The organism is Microtetraspora sp. NBRC 16547 (assembly GCF_030268965.1).
Taxonomy (GTDB): domain Bacteria; phylum Actinomycetota; class Actinomycetes; order Streptosporangiales; family Streptosporangiaceae; genus Microtetraspora.
In genome coordinates, this window is sequence record NZ_BSSE01000052.1 from 1 (window position 1) to 20,057 (window position 20,057).

Here is a 20,057-nt window from a genome sequence, read left to right on the forward strand (position 1 = left end):
CTGGGCCGCCGGCAAGGCTCTGCAGGTGATCCGGGACGCCCGCCTGTACCGGGCTACTCATCCCACGTTCGAGGCGTACGTGGGGGAGCGGTGGGAGATGACCCGCACCCAGGCGGATCGGCTGATCCGGGCATGGCCGCTCGCTGAGCGTTTGACACCAATTGGTGTCAAGATCATCAACGAGGCTCAGATTCGGGAGTTGCTGCCCCTGGCCGACCAGCACGGGCAGGACGCCGCCGTCACCGTCTATCAGACGATCGCCGAGACGGACGGGGTGAAGGTCACCGCAGCTCTTCTCAAGAGTGTCGTGGCCGTTCTCCCGCCCGGCCGGTTTGCTCGGGCTGAGGCGGTTGCCCAGATCCGCGCCTATCTCGCTGGAGAGATGGCGCCACCAGATTCCCCACCACTAACAACGGCTGAGCTGTGGACTGCCGAGGCCAGCCGTGTCCGTACCGTGTTGCGGCGGGTCCGCCAGGACGCCGTCAGGGCGGCCGCTGCTGAGTATCCCGACGACGCCCGCAGGCTCGCCGCCGAGCTGCGCGAGCTGGCCGACGCGGTCGAGCGCGAGCTGAGGCACTGACCACCAGAGGACGTCGACGAAGCAGGCCCGGGAGGATCCTCCCGGGCCTACTGGTCCGCGGTGGCCCGGACCGGCGCAATATGCCAAATCGTACGGCGTGGCGGCTCTATGTGAGGGCACGGTGAGTGCTCTGCATATACGTTGACCTGCGATTTCGCTAAATGGATGTCCTTATCCGTACCTTTGCTAAGGACATTCACTAGGCCTTCACCTCGGCAGATAATCCCCCGGCGTGTTGCGATCTCCGGTCGCCGACGGCCACCGGACATCTCGGTGATGTGATGTAAATCACATAAAACCCTTCCGCCTCGGGCGAGGAAAGCGTGATGTGCACGCCCGTCTACCGGCCAGTACCTTGCGAGAAGAAAGTCATCCGGGACCCCTTGGGGACATAGTTCCGTCACGCACTTCCGTGACGAAACCGAGGGGACGCGGTCGATACGCCCCGCCGCCTTGCTCCTCGTGCGTGCCGCTCGTAGAGTTTCGTCACGCATTCCGTTACGGAAGTAAGGCCGACGATGGTGGACCCGGACTACGACATGGTGGCCGCCCGTATCCTGCGCCGGATGCGCCCCGAGGCCGCGCAGGCGTTCCTGGACAGCCCGGAATGGCGCGAGACCCCCGAGGGGCTGCGCGAACGCATCTACGTGGCCGATGCCCGCTGGGAGGAGATCGAGCGCCGTGCGCGGCTCGATACGTCACAGGCCGGACGTGACGAAACCCCGGCGACGCAGGCCGACCCCGAGCCCGAGCCCGGAGAGTGCGAGGGATGCGGCGCCCCCCTCCAGCGCGCCGGCACCGGCCGCCCCGCCCGCTACTGCTCCCAGGCATGCCGCCAGCGCGCCTACCGTGCCCGCAAGGCCCCCGAGACGGCGATCGCCGCACCGTCGACAGCTCCCATCGCCCCGGACCACCCGGCGTACCGTCTCGCGGGCGATGTCGCGCAGGCGGTACGGCGCGCGGCCGACGCCATCAGCCTCGGCCTCGGCGCGGGGGCCGCGCTCGACCAGGCCCGCGCCGCGCTCACCGATCTGGCCCGCCTCGCCGACGAGGCCGTCCCCCGTCGTGACGAAACCACCGTGACGAAACCCAAGAAGGACCGTGACCCGATCTACCGGCGCCGCTGGTACACCGATGAGGAGATCGCAGCCGTCCAGCTGGTCAGGGTGGGTGAGGATTCGCCTGCCTACTGGGTCGTCATCGCCGGTGAGCGCCTCGGCACGGTCGCGCCACACCGCAGCGTCACCGGCGGCCGGTCGGGCTGGGAGGCCCGCCACCGCGGCGGTAGTCCCGCCTGGCACCTCGGCACCGGCACACGCCCTGCCACTCGTCAGGCGGCTGTCACCGACCTGATCTCCGCTGTGCATCACGCCTGGAGGAACATGCGCGAGCAGCAGCAGCGTGACCACCGCCTCAAACGGGCAGAGCAGCGGGACCAGCGGTCATGATCGAATGCAACGTCTTCGACGAGTAGGCCCTCCGCTCCCGAACGTGTCCCCAACCGCCAAGTAGCGGATCACTGGTGTCGGGTTTAGACGCGGACTGCAGCAGATGCTCGTGCACGTCAACACGCTGCTGCAGCAGGCCCTGGCCGAGCCGGCCTGGGTGAAGAAGCTCGCGGAGGAGGACCGGCGCGGTCTGACCGCGTTGTTCTGGTCCAATGTCAACCCGTACGGCACATTCCGCCTGGAGATGGACGAGCGCCTGGACCTCGGCCTGCCCACCGTGCCCCCCCGTACGCTGGCGGCTGACGCCGCCCATCCTGCAACGGAACCCCATGCCCGCTGAACAGATCGGACACTGGACTAGCGTCGACAACCCTGCTGCCGTGGCCGCTGTCGCTCCGTCTACTCAGCTCGTGCGGCCTTCGTCGGTGGGCTGTGCTCCTGCAGGGTGATGAATGCACTGTCCACCAGGCTGGGCAGGTCTTCGGTGCCTTCGCTGTCTACCCAGATGGTGAGGGCGGTGGTTAGCGCGGCCAGTGCGGCGGCGGTGAGGACCCGGGTGGCCAGTTCGCTCTGGGCTGGTCGGCGGGCGGTGAGGGCTTGGGTGAGTATCTCCTCGGTGGCGTGCTGGTTCTCCCAGACCCGGGCGCGCAGGGCCGGTGTCTTCAGGACGAGCCGGGTGCGGATCAGGAGGGCGTCTTTGTCGGTGGCGTAGACCGTCTTCAGCCCTTGGGCCAGTGCGTGGTGCAGGGCCGTGAGCGTGTCCTCTTCCTCAGGTCGCTGCGCGATGAGCTGGAAGATCATCGGGTCGTAGTCGTCGGTCTCGACGACGGCCTCTTTGGTGGGGAAGTGTCGGAAGAAGGTCATGTGGGACACCCCGGCGGCGGCGGCGATCTCCTCCACCGTGGTGTTCTCGTACCCCTTGGCCAGGAACAGCTGCAGGGCCTGTTCCTGGATAGTGCGGCGCGTCTGGGCCTTCTTACGGGCCCGCAGACCTATCGGCGGCGGCTCGGAGGCGGTCATCGATGCTCTCTCCTTCTCTCGTCAGGCGTTGCCGAGTTCGAGGCTGCGCCAGCGCACCGTCGTCGCGACGATGGAGATCAGTGCGACGGCGACGGGCAGGACGAGCTGGCTTCCTGCGATGTGGATGTCGGTGCCGCCGAGCCCGGCCCACAGGCCCGGCACAGCCCACGGGAACCAGCCGCCACCGCCGAACGAGGTGACGAGCTGTGTGGCGACGACCAGGCCGATCAGGCCACCGACGGCGCCGAGGTAGCCCCGGGTGACGGTGGCCAACCAGGCCAGCGGGAAGGTGTTGCACGCACTCAGTAGGCAGACGCCGAGCGGCAGCCACCACCGTGGCGGCTGGGACCCGAGGTCGCCGAGGGCCAGGCCCACCCCGAGCAGCACCAGTATCGACGCGATTGAGGCGAGCACGCTCCAGACCAGCAGGACGGTGCACTTCGCCAGCGCGATGGCACCGCGGCCCATGGGCAGGGCGAACAGCCCGGCGACGGTGCCCTCGGTGAACTCCCGGCCGAAGCACCAGGAAAAGCCGAAACCGAGGCACAGCAACACCGCGACCGCCATCACCTGCGTGCCGGTCGAGACGTAGCCGGCCCAGCCGGAGCCGTGCACCAGCAGCCGGGCCTTCGCCGCGAAGCTCGAGGTGGAGTTCGCCCGCAGCGCCAGGATGGCCGCCGCGGCGAGCAGCCCTGGTGTCAGCACGATGATGACGGTGCAGATGACCGTGACCGGCGCCCGGCGCATCTTCATCGTCTCGACGGCCAGGAGCCTGCCGAAGTCGCCGGTCATCCCGCCTCCCCGGGCCGGTCCTGGTCGGCCTGGTAGATCAGGTCGAAGAACGCGCGTTCCAGGTCAATACCGCGCGGATCGAGGCCGCCGACGACGCGGCCCCGGTGCAGCACCGTCACGGTGTCCGCGAGCCGGGCCAGCTCGTCCAGGTGGTGGCTGGACACCAGCACCGCACCGCCGCGCTCGGCGACGCCGGTGATGATCTCCCGGAGGGAGACGACCGCCGAGGGGTCCAGGGAGTTACTCGGTTCGTCGAGCACAAGCACGGTGGGCCGGTGAACGAGCGCGGAGGCGAGCGCCACCTTCTGCCGGGTGCCCAGCGACAGCCGTTTGCCGCGCCGGTCCAGCCACCGCTCCAGGCCGAGGTCCTCGGCGGTGCGCCGCACGCTGTCCGTGACACCCTCGCGGTCCATGCCGTGCAGCAGAGCGGCCGCGGTGATGTTCTCCTGGGCGGTGAGCTCGGGGTAGACGGCCGGGGTCTCGATCATCTGCCCGACCTCGCGCCAGCGGGCGGCGGGCAGCGCGCCGACCGGCACGCCGAACAGCGACGCCCTCCCGCCATCGGCCGACAGCATGCCGAGCAGGATGCGCATCAGCGTCGTCTTGCCCGCGCCGTTCATGCCAACCAGCGCGTGGATGCTGCCGGACCGGACCGCCAGGTCGACGCCATGCAGGACGACATCGCCACCGAGTGACCGGCGCACGCCCCGCGCTTCCAGCAGGACCTTGCCCGGCCGCCGCTCGGTGGGACCAGCTCCACCACCCACGGCAGTGGGATCGTGCATGAGACCTGCCTATGTTAGTGACTAACTTTTGTTAGAAGCTAACCCTAGGGATGCGTCAAGGTCAAATAATGCCCTCAAGGCGTAGGCAGACCGGACTGAGTACAACGACGGATGGCGGCTGGGCGAGCCAATTTTCCGCCCCCAGACATGCTGGAAAGCCTGATACAGGCGTGCCGTGTCTCGCCCAGCCGGGCTAGGAAGATCAGGGACATCTGGAATCTGGCCAACAGGGCGGGGGAGCATGCCCGCCACCCGAAGCAGGGGATCAGCAGGCAGCCTCGGCCGGAGTGGGTCATCACGATGCCCAAGCCGCCGAAGCTGCGCGAGGACGTCGAGGGCTACGACGACCTCAAGCCAGATCCCCTCACGGCTACCACGAAGGAAGAGTTCCTCCAGCACATGAGGGACTTCCATGTGTGGGCCAAGGAGCTGTCCTACCGCGAGATCTCCCGCGGGTCTGGCCGCGCCGTCGCGGCCAGCACCCTGTGCGAGGCGCTGAACCCCAACAAACGGCCCCGACTGCCCTCCATGAAGGTCGTGGAAGGCTTCATCACGGGCTGCGGCGGCAGCGAGGACGATCTGGTGCGCTGGACCACCGCCTGGCGGCGGATCCGGATGGCCAAGGCGCATAGCAACGTCACCCGGCTTCCTTCCAGCTGTCGTACCGCCAGCTAAGGCGTAGTCCTCAGGAGATCGGCGGGAATGCCCGGCTGCGATGCGAGAGCCGGACGTCGGCGCGTTCCCGCCTCCGCGGACTGCCTGGCCCATGATTGAATGCTAATTTTCTCTACGTCTTCAAGGCGGCCCGCTCCCCTCGGGGGCGGGCCGCTTCACGTTGCCGAAAGATTCGAGGCCAAGATCACGAATCCCGGGCTACGGCCAGACAGCGGCCCAGGAGTCGTCCACCAGTGTGACCTCCCAATCACTCCCCCGCGAGCCCCCAAAGAAGGCAACAGGAAGCAGCACGCGGCTCCTTGCCGAATTGTTCTTATAGGGATCAAGGGCCGCGCTGGCGCGCGGCCTGCCGCCGCGCGCCAGCGGCCAGCGGGCCGGGCATGCGGCTCTCCGGCCGGTCCCGACCCGCGCCGCCGCGCACGGACAGCAGACCTTCGCCCCGGCCGATCCTGCGACCGATGGCCGGCCACTCGACGGCCACCTGAGACTGGCCGACCCCTCGTTCCCGCTCTAGACCTTCCAGGCCCGGCCGCTCGCCGACCCGACTGCCAGGTGATCGAGCACACCTCGGCATTGCAGCGTGATGGGCGCCGTACCAGCCGAGGCCGTCACGATCGCCGAAGTGGCCGGCCACCCGGCCTTGGGGCACAGCGGTACAGCGGTTAACGCTAAGCCGGTGATCATGGGCTTCTAGGGCCTGTTGTGAAAGTGCCGACGGGCCGGACGAGGTGATGCACAGGTCCGGCCCGTCCGTTCGTCTCTACAGGTCGAGCTGATACTGCAGTGTCGTGTGCGTGGGCAGGTAGCCGAGGCTGTCGCTGATGTGTCTCATGTGCGTGTTGCTGTCGGCGGTGTCGGTCAGGAGGCCGCCGAGGTCCGGGTAGTGCCCGTGGGCTTGTCGGATCGACTCGGCCTTCATCCAGCGGCCGAGGCCGTGTCCGCGGTGCTCGGGCAGCACGCCGGTGCCGTAGTGCTGGGCATCACCTGTGCCGCCGCCGGGCACGACGAGTTCGGTGAACCCGGCGATCGAGCCGTTGGAGGTGTCGATGGCGACGACGGTGTGCAGGTGGTCGCCGCGCTGTTCGACGGCCTTTGCCGCAGCCCGGACCCGGTCCACGTCCCAGGTCGTGGTGCCGTGGTCGGTGTCCTCCATGGGCATGTCGTCCATGGCGCGACGTGAGTCGGCGAAGGTCTGGGCGAGATCGTCGGGGACGGTTCCCTGCCAGGACGCCAGCCGGTAGCTGGAATGCGGACGCTCAATGATCTCTGCCAGGGAGGGGATGTCCACATCGGCCAGGGGCAGGCGGGAGTACCTCAGGGTGAGGACCTTGCGGAAGCCGCGGGCCGGCAGGAAGTGGTCGCCGGGCGATCCGGCCCCGGCCTGCGCGACGACGCAGCGCCGGGTGTTGTCCCGGGCGGCGGCCACGGCAGTGTCGAGTAGCCGGGAGCCGACGCCCTTGCGGCGCTCCACGGGATGGACGTGGAGGGTCAGTTCGGCCAGGTGCTCTTGTCCGCCATCGAACAGGCGCAGAAAGGCCGTCCCGACGGGGATGGAATCGGCGTCGGACGCCAGCCATGCAAGGCGTCGGCTGTGCGCCCCGTGAGCGGGGTCGGTCAGTGGGGTGATGCGGAGCGACAAGGTGTCTCCGTCGTGAGGAGGTGGCAAAGGTCAGTACGCGGGCTCAACTGCTGGGCACTCCTGCGCATGTGCTCCACACCTCCTCGTCGACAGTGCCGGTCCGGATCAACATGGACGGCTGGGAGAACGTAGCTGGTCTATCGGCTCCTCGGCAAAGGGTTAACTGAAGGCTGCTGCGGCCGCGGGGTCACAGCCAACTCATTGATGGCCGCGACCAGCACGGTTGCTTCGTAGCGGACGGCCAGCCGAGCAGCCACAGACCCGCCCCAGCTCGACGATGTCGGGAAGATCGACGTCGGCAAGATCGGCGGCCTCGGCAAGCTCGATCGTCCCGACCGCCCCATGTAGGCCGTCATTGGAAGAGGCACGCGGAGGAGCACCGGGCCGCCGGCGAGCGCCGCACTTGCGGCCAACCAGTAACCAGGCAACTTGTGAAAAACGCGCTCCCCATTCCCGAAAGCTACCCATGGGTAGAGCGGCGCTCTGGGTCGGGGTCGACCTAAGCCGCACGGTGCTGGAGGTGTGTAACGACGGGGAGGGCATTGCAAAGTGACCGTTCCGATACTGGCGCCTACCGCCAGTTGCTGGCCAGCGACGCCCCCCTATGACAAAACGCCAGATCACCAAGAGGCCAAAGTGTCGCCTGCGTTTGCCTGGCTCATAGCCATACGGGAAACAAATGGCGACATCGCCTCTTTGACGGCTCATTCACAGTCATATGGGAAATCAACGGCGATTTCGCCTCTACTGACGAGATCATTCACAACAACTTCAACTTGCCTCGAACATAGGGGCGGCATGACCTCAGCAGGGACGAGCACACCCCTCTGCTGGTCCGATTCGTTGTCTTCGTCCGTAGCAGCCGCTACCTCCGCGATTGCGTGTGACCAGCGCTCTCGCCAGCGTGGCCAGTCCCCTCCACAGAGCAACACGAAATTCCGTACCACGTTCTCTGACGGCAACCGGTGACCCGCCACGGCGTAGGCCAGCGCAGTCTTGGAGACCTCGCAGCGCCGCGCCATCTTCCAAAACGGTGGCTCACCAGCGGCAGCTCGCAGCGCCCTCAGCTCACATGCAAATCGCTCGACTGGGCCCGCAGCAGGATCCAGGGCCCGCATACGCCGTCCGATGACTGACCCCTCCTTGACGAACTGGGCAACTGTGCAGCGTGCAGCTGGACAACGGCCTGCAGCGAATTGTCCAGATCGCTTCAGTTTGGACAATTCGCGCCTTAAGAAGGTCTCGTGATTTCCCCGACAAAGAAAGGTGCAGGATGAAGAAACTCATCGCCACCTTCGCGGCGACCGCTCTGGCGACGCTTCTGGCAGCAACGACGCTGCTGCTGGGAGTGGCCGCCACTCCGGCGTCGGCGGCCACTCCCGGACCGGGCACTCAGCACGTGGCCAGCAGGGCGCCGCTGCCTGGCTGCGCCTTGGTGCTGGCTCCCAAAGCCAGCAGCGACCAGGGACGGGTCTGTCTGCAGAAGAGCGTCACGCGGGCCGCCGAATCGAGTGTCGCCGCATCCCCAGGGCTGTGCATCTACCAGAACGGACCTGTCTTCTCACCCGCATGGGCCAACGGCTGGGAGCTCTGCGCCTACGGCTCGGGAGACCTCTGGGTCCCGCCCGCGTACGACGACCAGGCCAGCTCGTGGATCTCCGGTTGCACCTCCGGCGTGTTCTACGCGTACCAGCCCAGAACTGCGCCGTGGGGGGTCTTCCCGGCGAATTCCGCCGGCAACTTCCCGTGGGGCGGCGTCCCCAACGACGCACTGTCGTCAGTCTCCCTCGACTGGCCATGCTGACCGTAGTTCGGTGAGTTCCACCAAAAGGGCGTCCTTCAGCGGTTTCGCGGAGGGACGCCCGCCGTTCGAGCCGTCCGCGACGCTCGATCTCCTCCCAGCGCGCGTCGGCCCCATGGAAACCCGGGAGTCAGAGCGACCTGGGGATTCTCTATGTTTCCGCAGGTCGCTCCCGAGTCCCGGAATTCCAGGAGTCGGGGAAGAGAGCTCGGCCCGTCGCTTGGTGGCCGAGCCCGCCTCGCGACCAATGACCTGGTCGTGGTCGACGAGGCGAGCATGGTCACGAGCGGCCAGCTCGCCGAGCTCAACCGCATGGCCGAGGCCGCAGGCGCCAAGCTTCTGCTGACCGGTGACCCGGAGCAGCTCGCCGCCGTAGGCGACTCCGGAGCGTTCGCCATGCTGGCCCGCGAGCACGGGTACTACCAGCTCACCCAGGTTCAGCGCATGGCCGAGCCGTGGGAGCGCGAGGCGTGGCTAGCCCCGACGATCACGCCCGCCGAGGGCGTTCTGTCGGTCTGGTATGGCCTGGTGGCTCGTACTGACGGGTCCCGTATCTGGTGGTATCGCCCGAGGCCAAGTGAGCGCGGGCATCCCCTGTGTACCTTCGCGATCTCGGCCAAGACCGTGGCAAAGCGTCTGGCCGCCGACTACATCGAAGTTTTTGCCCGCCCGGTCCCTGTCTGGTCGCCGGTCCCTGGCCTCTGGCAAGTCCAGCCGTACGCCGCCCACGGGGCCGCGTTGCCCGACCAAAACTGACGCCCTGGCCCCGGAGCGAATCGCCGCCTTGTCTCCGGGGCCGGGGTCACCACATGGCCGCGTGCAAACACTGCGCGCGTAGAAGGGGCGCCGTACCCAGTGCGGCGCCCCTTCTACGTCTCGTGGAAGTCAAAGTTTTTCGGCGACACGCCGCGTAACTGAATGCATAGATCTTGCGAATACGCCATGATCTCCCCCATGGCTGGGAAACCAGGGAGACGCAAGCGCTCACAAGGGACCGGCGGCACAGTGCCGCTGCAAACCAAGGTGCCCGCTCACGTCAAGGAGCGGTACGAGCGGCTCGCGGCTGTGCGCGAGATCTCGCTCAGCATGTTGTTTGAAGAACTGATCGATGAGCTCGACCCGCACGTCACGGGACCGCAGAAGGAGACCGCTCTAGAGATGACCGCATAAATACGTAGGGCCCCGGCTACCAACCGGGGCACCTGCCTACGACCTCAGAGAAGTCCGCCTCACCTGGGCACCACACCCGGCGGACATCTCACCCACAACTCCATCGCTCGCCTACCAAGCGAGCACAGACCCAAACGCAACGAGAAACGAGAGACGCCGGTTACCAGCCGGCGGGCTTCGTCATGCCTGGCGGAGCGCCCAACTACAGACGGAGACCACGATAACCGATGGTCGTCCGGCTAGCCCAGCATGTCCGAATTTGGGCGTGTCGCTGCAACGGGGCAGCGTGCGGGAAGCCGAGAAGAACGATGCCCCGTCTCGCCCGCGTACGCCCTACTACGAGGGCGCCGAACACCTGCCCGCGATGCCTCGCCGCGTATGGTTCCGCCTCGCCGCGCTGCAGCGCTGGCGCGGCCACCTCGCCGACGAGTGCCCCTGGCGGATGGTCCGGCACCTGACCCACCGGGCAGGCGATCGCGGCCGACTGGCCGACATGCAGGCCGTCATGGAGTCCTACGCCACCCGCCACCGGGTCAGCGTCCGCATCGCCTGGGCCGACTTCGGCCGACTGCGCCCCCTGGGCCTGGTACGGCAGACCGCCGCCCCCGCCCCGGGCCGCCGGTCCCGCTACGTCCTCAGCGTGCCTGCCGAGCTGCCGGCCGAACTGCCGCAAACGCTGGCCAGGGCTGTACGAGACGCCCGCGCTGCTGATCACCACGGACAGGCGGTCAGTCTCGCGCACCCTGGCGACACGCCAGGGTGGCAGCTCGCCGCTTCCCCGAACTTCCAGGCCGAGGCCGATGTGCCCGGCCGGATGCGCCTGGCGCACTACGAGGGCGCCGAAGTCCTGCCATGCGTGCCCACGCCGCTGTGGTGGCGTCTGGTGACGCTGCTGCGGACCTGCGGCAACGAGATCCGCCCATGCGCGTTGACGCGGCACCTCAGGGCGGATAAGGCCGGCCGCCTGACCGGCATCCCGGCCGTCCTGGACGCCTACAGCAGCCGGTACGGCGTGTCCCACCGAGTCGGCTGGGTCGGCTTCACGAACCGGTTCGAGGGCACGACACGCCGACGCGATCCGCAAACTGCCGCCCGCGCGCGTTCGGTCGTGGAAAGCTGTGGGGCTAGCTCCTGTAACAGGAGCCTCAAAACCTTCAGGAGCCGCTCAGGACAAATGAAAACGCCCCGCAGAACGGGGCGCTTCAACAAACTTCATATCCAAATTGTTCAGGACTCCGCTCCCACACCTGCCAAGGAAACGAGCCGAGTGCCTGGACCGACCGCGCTCTCGCGCGTCCGGAGACGTCTGAGATGACGATAGCAGGCCGTCATCCGGTTAGCCTCCCATGCCCGGAAACCGACACGCCGGGACACTGGCCGACCGGCACAACCCCCATGCTGTCCGAGCCCGAGGCCGACAAGCCCGGCCGGATGCGCCTGGCGCACTACGAGGGCGCCGAAGTCCTGCCATGCGTGCCCACGCCGCTGTGGTGGCGTCTGGTGACGCTGCTGCGGACCCGCGGCAACGAGATCCACCCCTGCGCGCTGCGCATGGCGCAGCACCTCACCCACCGGGCCGACACGACCGGCCGCCTGACCGACATCCCGGCCGTCCTGGACGCCTACAGCAGCCGGTACGGCCTGTCGCGCCGGGTCGGCTGGACCGACTTCATGCGCCTGGTCGAGGCCGGCCTGGTCCGCCAGGTGTGCGCGGCCGCCCCCGAGCGCCAGGCCCGCTACGTCCTGGTGATGGACCTGGCCGCCCTTCCCGACGACCTTCCGGCCGACCTCGCGCGTGAGCTTCACCGCTACGTCGATGACCCCAGGACGGCCGCCAAGGGCCGCCCGACTCGCGCCGGAGAGGATGCCGCGCTCGCCGAGTGCGAGGTGATCCGTGAGGGCTCAGCGGTCGGCCCGCGAGTCGCGAGCAATCTCGGTTGTGGACGACTTCACACGTCTCCCTATACGCGAGAGGGTTCTCCCCCCTCCCCTCAGCCTCGGCAGTCACAAGGGCCTCAGCGGCCGCCCCTGGAGCCGGCCTGGGGGCAGGATCGCAACGACGAGAAGGCCGCCGCCCTTGACTTTGTAAAGGAACTGCTGCCGGAGTGGGCCCGCCAACGCGGCGGCCAAGTGCTCAGCGAGAACGAGATCGGCGAAATCGCCCATCTCGTGGTGCTACTGCTGCACCACGTACGCCGCAGCGAGGCCTCCGAGCTGCTCACCTCCCAGGTGGCCAGCGCCACCGACCTGGCCGGAGTGCTGCGCTGGCGCATCGGCCGCACCCTGGCCGGCCTGCGCCGCGCTCAGCGCCGGTCCGAAACGCTGCGGGTCGACGACGACGGCGAGCAGCACGCCGCGTTCCTCGAGGCCAACGCCGCCCGCAATGCGGCCAACGCCGCCCGCAGGGCCGCACTTGTGGAGGAAGCCCGCCAGCGGGCCCGAGAGATCCGCCAGCAGCGAGAGGCCCGCTCCCGCCTGACAGCCCGGACACACAGCCCGGACCGCCGCCGCGGCCCTGAGCCGGCTCCGGCGGCGATCGTCCCCCTACGGCCCTACCGAACCGCCCTGGAGTCGGAGAGCGTGTTCCGCCGCGAGGTCCTGGAACGGCACCACGCTCCAGCTCTGGCCCAGTCGATGTGGACTGAGCCCGAGGAGGTCTTCCAGGGCGAGCTGGAGCGACAGGCCGCCTGCAGGTCTGTCGCCCGGGCCGAGTGAGCCCGGGTCGACGAGCCCGGCGCAGTCGGCGCCGTCACGTTGTCCGACGGACGAAGGCATGGGTGACTCTGGTGCCCGCGTCGCTTAGGAAATTGGCTAGATCATCCGTTATGAGAGTTTTTTCGATCCCGATGGTGATTGTTTCTGCTGTGATCTCGGCTGCCACGAGCTCATGGCCAAGATCTCCGCTTCTTCGTACGCGGATGTGGAGCGCCGGCACCGGGCGCGTCTCCTCTACAGGCTGAAGCAGACTGAGCACTGCCACGCCGATCTCGTCCATAGGAATCGTTAGCTCCGGGGCGAACTGCCTCTCGTCGACGTAAGCGATGATTCGCGTCCCTGGGAACACTTGTCTGATTACTGCAGGGTAACTATATGGCAGCGCAATGCGCCGGAACTCCACTGACGGTCGTGGTGGAAATGACACGGATCATCCACCGTATCCTTTCTGTGCAATTACGTCCCCGATCGTTGGGCCGGTAGGCGACAGAAAAGTTTGACGCATCCGTCCTAGTCTTGGCGACCTTCCGGCTCGCTCTCTTTCGCCTCGATCACCTGCATGAGTTCATTTGCCAGGCGCATACACCGCTCGGGGGTATAACCCTTGGGCGCACGAAAGATCAGGCGTTCTCCCGCGCCAGTCCGGACATCGACGATGTCCCATCCCATCCACTGGGTGATAGCCATCGCCTTCACACTGTCCGGATCCAGGCCGAGCCCTGTCGCGAGGGCATCCAGACGCCAGACGTCGGGCATTCGGGGGACCCGGCCACTTAACACATCCGTTATCCACTGTGCGGTGAGATGCTGGCCGGTGGTCCGGCTCACGGACCGCAAGGCGAGCGTCCGGATGCTGATGCCCTTGTCCTCGACGTGACTGCGGATGCTGTCGCTCAAGGGGGTCGCGGGGGGCTGCTCGGGTGTCACTCGTTGCGACGGCATTTGGTTGTCAGCTCCTCGACTTATTTTTGCCGTGATCGCCCCCATCATGCCCGCTAGATCTTGACGACAGCGAGCGAACCCCGGCGATGTCCCCGGGCGGTACCGTCAACAAGATTGGGCGGGAACGTTCCCACCTCGAAGACACCGCCGCAGAAACCTTTCGGTATTCCCGTGCTTCGCTGCACTGCTTGCATTACAGTGCGACCTGCAGTCGAGATGTCAGCAGAATCTGATGATGAGATACTCCATCGGAGAGGTTGGCTATGGCGGGAAAGCCGCAGATGCACCTGCGGAGCGCGGAGCTTTTGCAAGCATTGATATTCGGACACAGTCGCAGCGTGGCCGAGTTTGCTCACCGTGCGGCCCTCACCAGACAGTGCATTGACGGTCTGCTCAGGCGAGGAACATGCCGTCGTACCACGGCGGATGCCATCGCGGCGGCAGCGGGGGTGCAGACTCTCGACCTGTTCAACCCTTATCTGTCGTCAGATTCTGCTGACATTAGAGATCTGTGATCTCGCTGTGCGTTTTCGACCAAGGAATTACAACCCCCCCCTTGGGGATGGCTTTTATCAAGAAGTCCGATTCGCACTATTTCGATTGAGAGCTACGCATTCCGCCGCGCCGTTCTCGGCCTGGCCGGCTCCAGAGGGTGCGTACTCGCTCACAAGGAAGAGCATGGCGCCTTCCGTAAACCTCACGAAAGGAATCGTCTCTTGACGATGAAGAAAGCCTTCCTCACCGGCATCCTCGCGGCGGCTGCCGCGATCACCCCGGTGGCGGTGGCCGCCGAGGCTGCGATGGCGAGCACCATTCCGGACGGTGACATCGGCAGCTCCCTGTACACCCCGGGGCCCGGCACGGTGGGTGTTCCCAGCGGGGGCAACGTTCACGAGTACATCCTGAACGGCCGCACGTACACCCTGCCCAGCTGCCAGTACGCCGTGAACGGCGGGGTCTACGTCATGCCCACGTGTGGGGCGAGCTACCGCCGTCCGATGTACATCGTGCAGGGCCGCTCGTACGTCCTGCCCGGCGACTGGTGCGACCAGCGCATCAGCGGGCTGTCCGGCCAGCTGTACGGCCTCGACGATTACACGATCGACGAGCGCGTCATCCACCAGTACGTGGTGGGCACCCGCACGTACACCCTGCCCAGCTGCCAGTACGTCATGAACGGCGGCATCTACATCATGCCCACCTGTGGGCCGAGCTACCGCCGTCCGATGTACATCCTGAACGGTCGCTCGTACGACCTGCCCGGCGACTGGTGCGACCAGCGCGTCGGACTGCCCGGCTCGTGGTACGGCCTCTCCGGTCGCGGGTTCGGCGTCAGCTGGGGCGGGTTCGGCCTCGGTGGCGGGTTCGGCGTCAACTGGGGCGGCTGGGGACGTCCCAGCTGGGGCGGCGGCGGCTGGGGACGTCCCAGCTGGGGCGGCGGCAGCTGGGGCGGCGGCGGCTGGGGCGGTCCGCGTCCCACCTGGCCACCGCACCCGACTCCCACCCCGAGCATCCCGAGCATCCCGAGCATCCCGAGCACTCCTGGCACCGGCACTCCCGGCACTGGGACTCCCGGCGGCGGCTGGGGCGGTCCGCGTCCCGGCACTGGGACTCCCGGCACTGGGACTCCCGGCGGCGGCTGGGGCGGCGGCACTCACGGCCCGGGGACTCCCGCCGGCTGGGGTGCTCCCGCCCGCATGGCCGGCGGACGCTAGCTGGTGATGTCGCCGCCGACGGCCGGGTGGCTACGGACCCGGCCTCGGCGACGACATCATCGCAAGATTCTCGGCGGGGCCGCACACCGCCGAGATCAACGAGAGACGCGAGGCCACAAACAGACGTCTCTCGGCCAGTTCGCGGCGGCTGGGGTCCACTCCCGGTACCTCGGCTGATCGTTTCCATTTCACGCCGCACCTGGGCATGAGCGTGGAGTGGGAACACACCGCGAGAGAGCGGCTGCGACCCGGGATGTCGCAGCCGCTCTCCTCTTGATCCCGCACAGCGTCCAAGCCCAGTCCCCAGGTGATGGCAACGAGTTCGACGGCCAGGTGCACCTGTCCGGCCTCTGCTCTCGGAAGAGCAGTTCGTAGCTGGTGACGAGACCGCGGTGTGGACGCGGAAACCCACCGGCGCTCCCCGACGACAACAAGCCCCCATAGCGCCCGCTGACGGATTCCCGGTACAGCCTGCAACGAAGGGAATCGCAATGACCCTGGATTGGTGGGTCATAGGGGCTCTGCTAAGCCTGCTCGCGGCGTTGGCTTGGCCACCATGCCGGGCCGTTCTGGATCGGCAGCGGCCGCACCTCCTCAGCGGCCTCGACGAGGCCGGGCGTGACGAACAGGACGAACTGGTGAGGGCATACGCGGTCACCAGCATCGGCGCCGGATGGTTCACCACAATGTCGCTCACTGACGCCTGGGGCCACGTCGCCGCGTACGCCGCGAAGCGTTCCACGGACACCGGCATCGCCTATGTGTACGTGGTGCAAGGCGGCCATAGATGGTGCTGGCAGCGTGGCCGTATGACAGACAGCCCGGCGGTCACATCCGAGGAGGCTGGAATGCGGGCGGGGACGAACTGGCGACCCACCGCTCCTACGCCGTCGATGGGGAGTGTCCGCGAAGACGGTTCCATGAGGCGCCGACGTCGCGTGACGGCGCCAGCTGGCTCCAGCCTGGCCGCCCTAACCGGTGATGTCGCTGCCAGCCGGCCGGGTGTCCACCGGCACCGGAAAGCCAGCAACACCACAACATCCCCGGCGGGGCCGCGCCACCGCCGAGAGGGACGAGAGCAGACACCGGGACGCTGGTGGACGTATCTCGCCCAGTTCGCGGTAGGCGTCGTTACCCGAAACCCCAGCTGATCGTTTCCGAGAAGCTTCCGCGCGGCCGCATCGCCGACGTCGCCTGGCTTCGATGTCGGCGACAGAGCCGCCATATCCGCCCTGGCTCGGACTGGCCGCTGGCTCCTGAGAATGTTTCTTCTCAGGAGTTAACACCGACCCCGGGAGACACACCAGTGACCGCTCTCGCACCCCGCCCCGCGGCCGCCGTCGCCCTCCCGGTCCACACCGAGGCGGACCTGTCGCTCAGCGAGGCCGCCCGCGCCGCGATCGAAGCCGGGGTGCCCGAGTCGACGCGCCGCGCGTACGCCTCCGACTGGAAGAGCTTCACCGCCTGGTGCTCGACGGCGGGCCGTACGCCGTTCCCCGCCACCGCCCAGACGCTCACCGAGTACGTCACCCACCTGACCACCGCGCCCTCGTCGACCGGCCGCCCGCTCGCGCCCTCCTCCATCGAGCGCGCCCTGGCCGCGATCCGCACCATGCACAACGCCGCCGACGTCGCCCCGCCCAACACCAAGGCCGCCCGCAAGGTGCTGTCCGGCTACCGCGAGCGCCTGGCCCTGTCCAAGGACCCGGCGGCCAAGCCCCGCAAGGCCGATCCCGCCGTCCCCGACACCCTGCGCGAGATGCTCGCCACGCTCGACCGGACCACCCTCGCGGGCAAGCGGGACGCCGCGCTGCTGTTGCTCGGCTACGCCACCGCCGCCCGCGTGAGCGAGCTGGCCGCGCTCGACATCGCCGACGTCCGCGAGACGCCCGATGGGCTGCTCGTCACCATCTACCGGCGGAAGATCAAGCGGCACACCGAGACCGCCGTGCCGTACGGCGCCAACCCCGCCACCTGCCCTGTGCGTGCCGCCCGCGCGCTCCTGGCGGACATGGCCGATGCTGGCCGCACCTCCGGGCCGCTGCTCATCCGCGTCGACCGGCACGGCCGCATCGCCCCACCCCTCACCCGGGCCGGGAAGACGATCGGCGACCCGGCCGGGCGCATGACCGCCGAGGCGATCGCCGACGTCGTCACCCGCATCGCCAAGACCGCTGACCTGGACGGCCGATGGACCGGTCACTCTCTGCGCCGCGGCTTCGCCACCGCCGCCCGTCGCGCTGGTGCCGGCCTGGAGCGGATCGGCCGCCACGGCGGATGGGCAGATGGCTCCAAGGCCCTTCTCGGCTACCTCGAAGAGGGCGACCGTTGGACCGACAACCCTGTGACCGGCCTGTAGAGCGGATGGCGGCTGGAGACAACGCAGACGGGGACCGGCCGCCTGATCCGGGGGAATGACGGATCCCTCTCGAGAGGGATGTGGGAGTTCGCTCGCCTCGGCGATGTCCGTGCGGCCGTGGGAAACCAGGATTGGGGAAGTCAGCGCAGCTAAGGAGTCAACGAGATGAACCCCCCGTATCGCCTTCGTCGCCGCCCCCGTCCTCACCTTCACCTACGGCGTGATCCGCATCCTGGACGGCCTAGACGGTTGTAGCCGCGGTCCTGGGCTCGCCTGGACGACCGGGCATCTGGCCTTCATCGGCGCCCTGGCGTTCTTCGCCGTGGCCTTTCATGAGATGCGGAGGCTGGCCGGTTGCGGACGCCTGGCCGCTGGGCTGGCCTCCGCCGGATATGTCGGCATCGCCACGCTGATCGCTCAGTTCGTCATCGACATCGTCTTGGGGTTCCGGTCAGCCGACCACGCCGCGATGGGCGCGCTGTTCGATCAGGTCCAGGCGGTTCCCGGGGTGCAGCAGGTGATCTACGACTTCGGGCCGCTGCTGTTCTTCGTCGCCCAGATCGGCCTGGTCCTCCAGCTTGCGATCCAGCGCCGCGTCAAGGCGTGGACGCCCGTCCTGGTGATCGCCGACGTCCTGGTGCCGTTCGTGGAGAAGGACCTCATGCCGCTGGGCGCCGCTTTCCTGCTGATCTCCTTCCTGGCGCTGGCCCGTGTGTCCCGCGCGTCGCGCCTGACTGACGGCCGGCACCCGCGTGGTCGAGCCCGCCGTACCGGCTTCTGTGTGATGAGCGGACAATGCCGAGTTGTGTCCCTTTCGATCGGCTGCGTGCCATCCCGGGCACGCCCCGCCTGTGAACTCCAAGCAGCTCCCCGGCGCCCAGGCCCGGCCTCCACGACGAAACTCAGGCTGAGGCCGTGACGATCGCCTGCGTCGGTGCTCGTTGTCCAGGGGCCGGAGACCGACGCCGCGGCCCTCCTTCGTCGGGCCCACGGCACCGAGCATGATCGGGCGGGTCAGGACAACATCTCTCCACCGTCACCCTGACCTGCCTCTGGCCATCCTGATCAACACTACGTACCGTCCGCTTCATGGCGTAAGTCTCAAGTACCCGACGGCGAGGGGCTTTCATGGGACTTTGGGCACGGCTGATCAAGGGGGACCAGGGCAGCGGGGGCGGGACGATCGGACGCCAGAGCCCTCTCCCACGTCGGGACCTCGGTACCGCAAGCCCCGCGACGCGCTGAGTACGGCGAGACCGCGGAGCATAGGCCGATCTTGTGAGACCGTGGCGCCCATGACCATCGATGCCACCGCTTCGAGCGGCGCTCATGGCGCGGCGACTGCACGCCGCACCGACAGTTATCTGATCACGATCGCCAACCAGAAGGGCGGCGTGGGCAAGACGATGCTCACGCTGTCACTGGCTGCGCACACCGCCAAGGCGAACGGCCGGGCATTCGTCTGGGATATCGATCCTCAGGCCAACGCCTACGACCTGACCAGCGTCATGAACTCCCCCGGCTACGACGTGGTCCACGAGCTGGACCCCAACCGGGTCGCCGACGTACGGCGGATGCGCCAGTACGACACCGTGTTCATCGACTGCCCCGGCAGCCTGGAAGGCCGCGAAATCCTGTCGCAGATCGTGAAGGCCTCCACATTCGTACTGATCCCCTACGACCACGAGCCCGAGTCGATCCTGCCGACCCTGCGGACCGCGCGCCGGGTCGCCGAGCTCGGCATCCCGTACGCGGTCGTCGTGACCAAGGCCAATCCGCAGGTCGGGGCCGACCATGTGCTCGATGCCTGGAAGACGCTCGAGGACCAGCAGATCCCGCACTTCCAGTCATTCGTCCGGCTGTATCGGGCCTGGCCCAACAGCCTCAAGGCCGGCGTGCCCATCACCCGATGGAACGAGCGGTACGCCCCCAAGGTCCGCGAGGATATCGCCGCCGTTCACACCGAACTGCTGCTGAACATCGGCCGGGTCGCTGGAGCCCGCCCGTGACGATGGCAGGTGAATCCATGACCAAGAACAAGCGCAAGGGATTCGACGACCTGATCGCCCGGCGGGAGGAACTCGGGGACGCATCGCCGCCGTGGACCGTCTCAGAGGAACAAGGGCCTGATCCCGTTGCCGAGTCGTCCCGTGGATCCGCCACAGGCCCTGCGGGGCCGGACGCTGTGCCAGTCCCGTACGAGACCGTCAACACCGGAGAGCTAACTGTCGCCGAACGCGACGACCTCGCGGCCTGCGAGGCGGCGATCGACACCCTTCGTGTCGCGTTCTGGGCCGCCGGCAAGGCTCTGCAGGTGATCCGGGACGCCCGCCTGTACCGGGCTACTCATCCCACGTTCGAGGCGTACGTGGGGGAGCGGTGGGAGATGACCCGCACCCAGGCGGATCGGCTGATC

The 20,057-nt window shown here is 67.7% G+C and carries 20 protein-coding genes; 14 read left to right on the forward strand and 6 right to left on the reverse strand.

Features of this window, described 5'->3' with window-relative positions; translation table 11 throughout:
- The 3 genes from QSK17_RS34980 to QSK17_RS34990 form a co-directional block, all read left to right on the forward strand.
- On the forward strand, positions 1-580 hold a 580-nt coding region (locus QSK17_RS34980), incomplete at its 5' end, for a hypothetical protein (RefSeq protein ID WP_285710830.1).
- A gap of 518 nt (positions 581-1,098) precedes the next feature.
- Positions 1,099-2,028 (forward strand): hypothetical protein, encoded by a 930-nt coding sequence (locus QSK17_RS34985; RefSeq protein ID WP_285710833.1) that lies wholly within the window; start codon positions 1,099-1,101, stop codon positions 2,026-2,028.
- 103 nt (positions 2,029-2,131) lie between these two features.
- Entirely contained in the window at positions 2,132-2,368 is a 237-nt protein-coding gene (locus QSK17_RS34990; protein ID WP_285710835.1) for a hypothetical protein, read from the forward strand.
- 59 nt (positions 2,369-2,427) lie between these two features.
- On the opposite strand, the gene QSK17_RS34995 is transcribed toward QSK17_RS34990, so the two are convergent.
- From QSK17_RS34995 to QSK17_RS35005, 3 genes are read right to left on the reverse strand one after another with little or no spacing between them, the layout of a single operon-like run.
- Positions 2,428-3,048 (reverse strand): TetR/AcrR family transcriptional regulator, encoded by a 621-nt coding sequence (locus QSK17_RS34995; protein ID WP_285710837.1) that lies wholly within the window; start codon positions 3,046-3,048, stop codon positions 2,428-2,430.
- Between the two features lie 21 nt (positions 3,049-3,069).
- Positions 3,070-3,840 carry an ABC transporter permease gene (locus tag QSK17_RS35000; protein ID WP_285710839.1) on the reverse strand — a complete coding sequence of 257 codons (771 nt, stop codon included), beginning with the start codon at positions 3,838-3,840 and terminating at the stop codon, positions 3,070-3,072.
- Positions 3,837-4,625 (reverse strand): ABC transporter ATP-binding protein, encoded by a 789-nt coding sequence (locus tag QSK17_RS35005; protein ID WP_285710840.1) that lies wholly within the window; start codon positions 4,623-4,625, stop codon positions 3,837-3,839. The genes QSK17_RS35000 and QSK17_RS35005 overlap by 4 nt, the downstream gene beginning before the upstream one ends.
- A 147-nt stretch (positions 4,626-4,772) precedes the next feature.
- Between QSK17_RS35005 and QSK17_RS35010 the strand changes: the two genes are divergently transcribed.
- Positions 4,773-5,300 carry a hypothetical protein gene (locus QSK17_RS35010; RefSeq protein WP_285710841.1) on the forward strand — a complete coding sequence of 176 codons (528 nt, stop codon included), beginning with the start codon at positions 4,773-4,775 and terminating at the stop codon, positions 5,298-5,300.
- A gap of 760 nt (positions 5,301-6,060) precedes the next feature.
- On the opposite strand, the gene QSK17_RS35015 is transcribed toward QSK17_RS35010, so the two are convergent.
- Positions 6,061-6,939: a GNAT family N-acetyltransferase gene (locus QSK17_RS35015; protein WP_285710842.1), complete on the reverse strand. Its 879-nt coding sequence runs from the start codon at positions 6,937-6,939 to the stop codon at positions 6,061-6,063.
- A 1,273-nt stretch (positions 6,940-8,212) separates the two neighbouring features.
- Between QSK17_RS35015 and QSK17_RS35020 the strand changes: the two genes are divergently transcribed.
- From QSK17_RS35020 to QSK17_RS35040, 5 genes are all read left to right on the forward strand, one after another.
- Positions 8,213-8,743: a hypothetical protein gene (locus QSK17_RS35020; protein ID WP_285710843.1), complete on the forward strand. Its 531-nt coding sequence runs from the start codon at positions 8,213-8,215 to the stop codon at positions 8,741-8,743.
- Positions 8,744-8,893: 150 nt separating this feature from the next.
- Complete coding sequence (locus tag QSK17_RS35025) at positions 8,894-9,496, forward strand: AAA family ATPase (RefSeq protein ID WP_285710845.1); 603 nt, start codon at positions 8,894-8,896, stop codon at positions 9,494-9,496.
- Between the two features lie 249 nt (positions 9,497-9,745).
- Positions 9,746-9,910 (forward strand): hypothetical protein, encoded by a 165-nt coding sequence (locus tag QSK17_RS35030; RefSeq protein ID WP_285710847.1) that lies wholly within the window; start codon positions 9,746-9,748, stop codon positions 9,908-9,910.
- A 265-nt stretch (positions 9,911-10,175) separates the two neighbouring features.
- Positions 10,176-11,225, forward strand: coding sequence for a hypothetical protein (locus tag QSK17_RS35035; protein ID WP_285710850.1), 1,050 nt, complete (start codon positions 10,176-10,178; stop codon positions 11,223-11,225).
- An 80-nt stretch (positions 11,226-11,305) separates the two neighbouring features.
- On the forward strand, positions 11,306-12,625 hold the full coding sequence (locus QSK17_RS35040) for a hypothetical protein (protein WP_285710853.1): 1,320 nt from the start codon (positions 11,306-11,308) through the stop codon (positions 12,623-12,625).
- Positions 12,626-12,659: 34 nt separating this feature from the next.
- On the opposite strand, the gene QSK17_RS35045 is transcribed toward QSK17_RS35040, so the two are convergent.
- Together QSK17_RS35045 and QSK17_RS35050 are read right to left on the reverse strand one after the other, a co-directional pair.
- On the reverse strand, positions 12,660-12,905 hold the full coding sequence (locus tag QSK17_RS35045; RefSeq protein WP_285710856.1) for a hypothetical protein: 246 nt from the start codon (positions 12,903-12,905) through the stop codon (positions 12,660-12,662).
- Between the two features lie 230 nt (positions 12,906-13,135).
- Positions 13,136-13,522, reverse strand: coding sequence for a hypothetical protein (locus QSK17_RS35050; RefSeq protein ID WP_285710859.1), 387 nt, complete (start codon positions 13,520-13,522; stop codon positions 13,136-13,138).
- A gap of 761 nt (positions 13,523-14,283) precedes the next feature.
- Between QSK17_RS35050 and QSK17_RS35055 the strand changes: the two genes are divergently transcribed.
- The 5 genes from QSK17_RS35055 to QSK17_RS35075 form a co-directional block, all read left to right on the forward strand.
- Positions 14,284-15,282, forward strand: a complete 999-nt coding sequence (locus tag QSK17_RS35055; protein ID WP_285710861.1) for a hypothetical protein — start codon at positions 14,284-14,286, stop codon at positions 15,280-15,282.
- Between the two features lie 1,306 nt (positions 15,283-16,588).
- Positions 16,589-17,641: a tyrosine-type recombinase/integrase gene (locus QSK17_RS35060; protein WP_285710864.1), complete on the forward strand. Its 1,053-nt coding sequence runs from the start codon at positions 16,589-16,591 to the stop codon at positions 17,639-17,641.
- A gap of 220 nt (positions 17,642-17,861) precedes the next feature.
- The gene (locus tag QSK17_RS35065) at positions 17,862-18,560 is read left to right on the forward strand and encodes a hypothetical protein (RefSeq protein WP_285710867.1); all 699 of its coding nucleotides are present in this window, start codon (positions 17,862-17,864) and stop codon (positions 18,558-18,560) included.
- A gap of 376 nt (positions 18,561-18,936) precedes the next feature.
- The gene (locus tag QSK17_RS35070; protein WP_285710869.1) at positions 18,937-19,650 is read left to right on the forward strand and encodes a ParA family protein; all 714 of its coding nucleotides are present in this window, start codon (positions 18,937-18,939) and stop codon (positions 19,648-19,650) included.
- A 17-nt stretch (positions 19,651-19,667) separates the two neighbouring features.
- On the forward strand, positions 19,668-20,057 hold a 390-nt coding region (locus QSK17_RS35075; RefSeq protein WP_285710872.1), incomplete at its 3' end, for a hypothetical protein.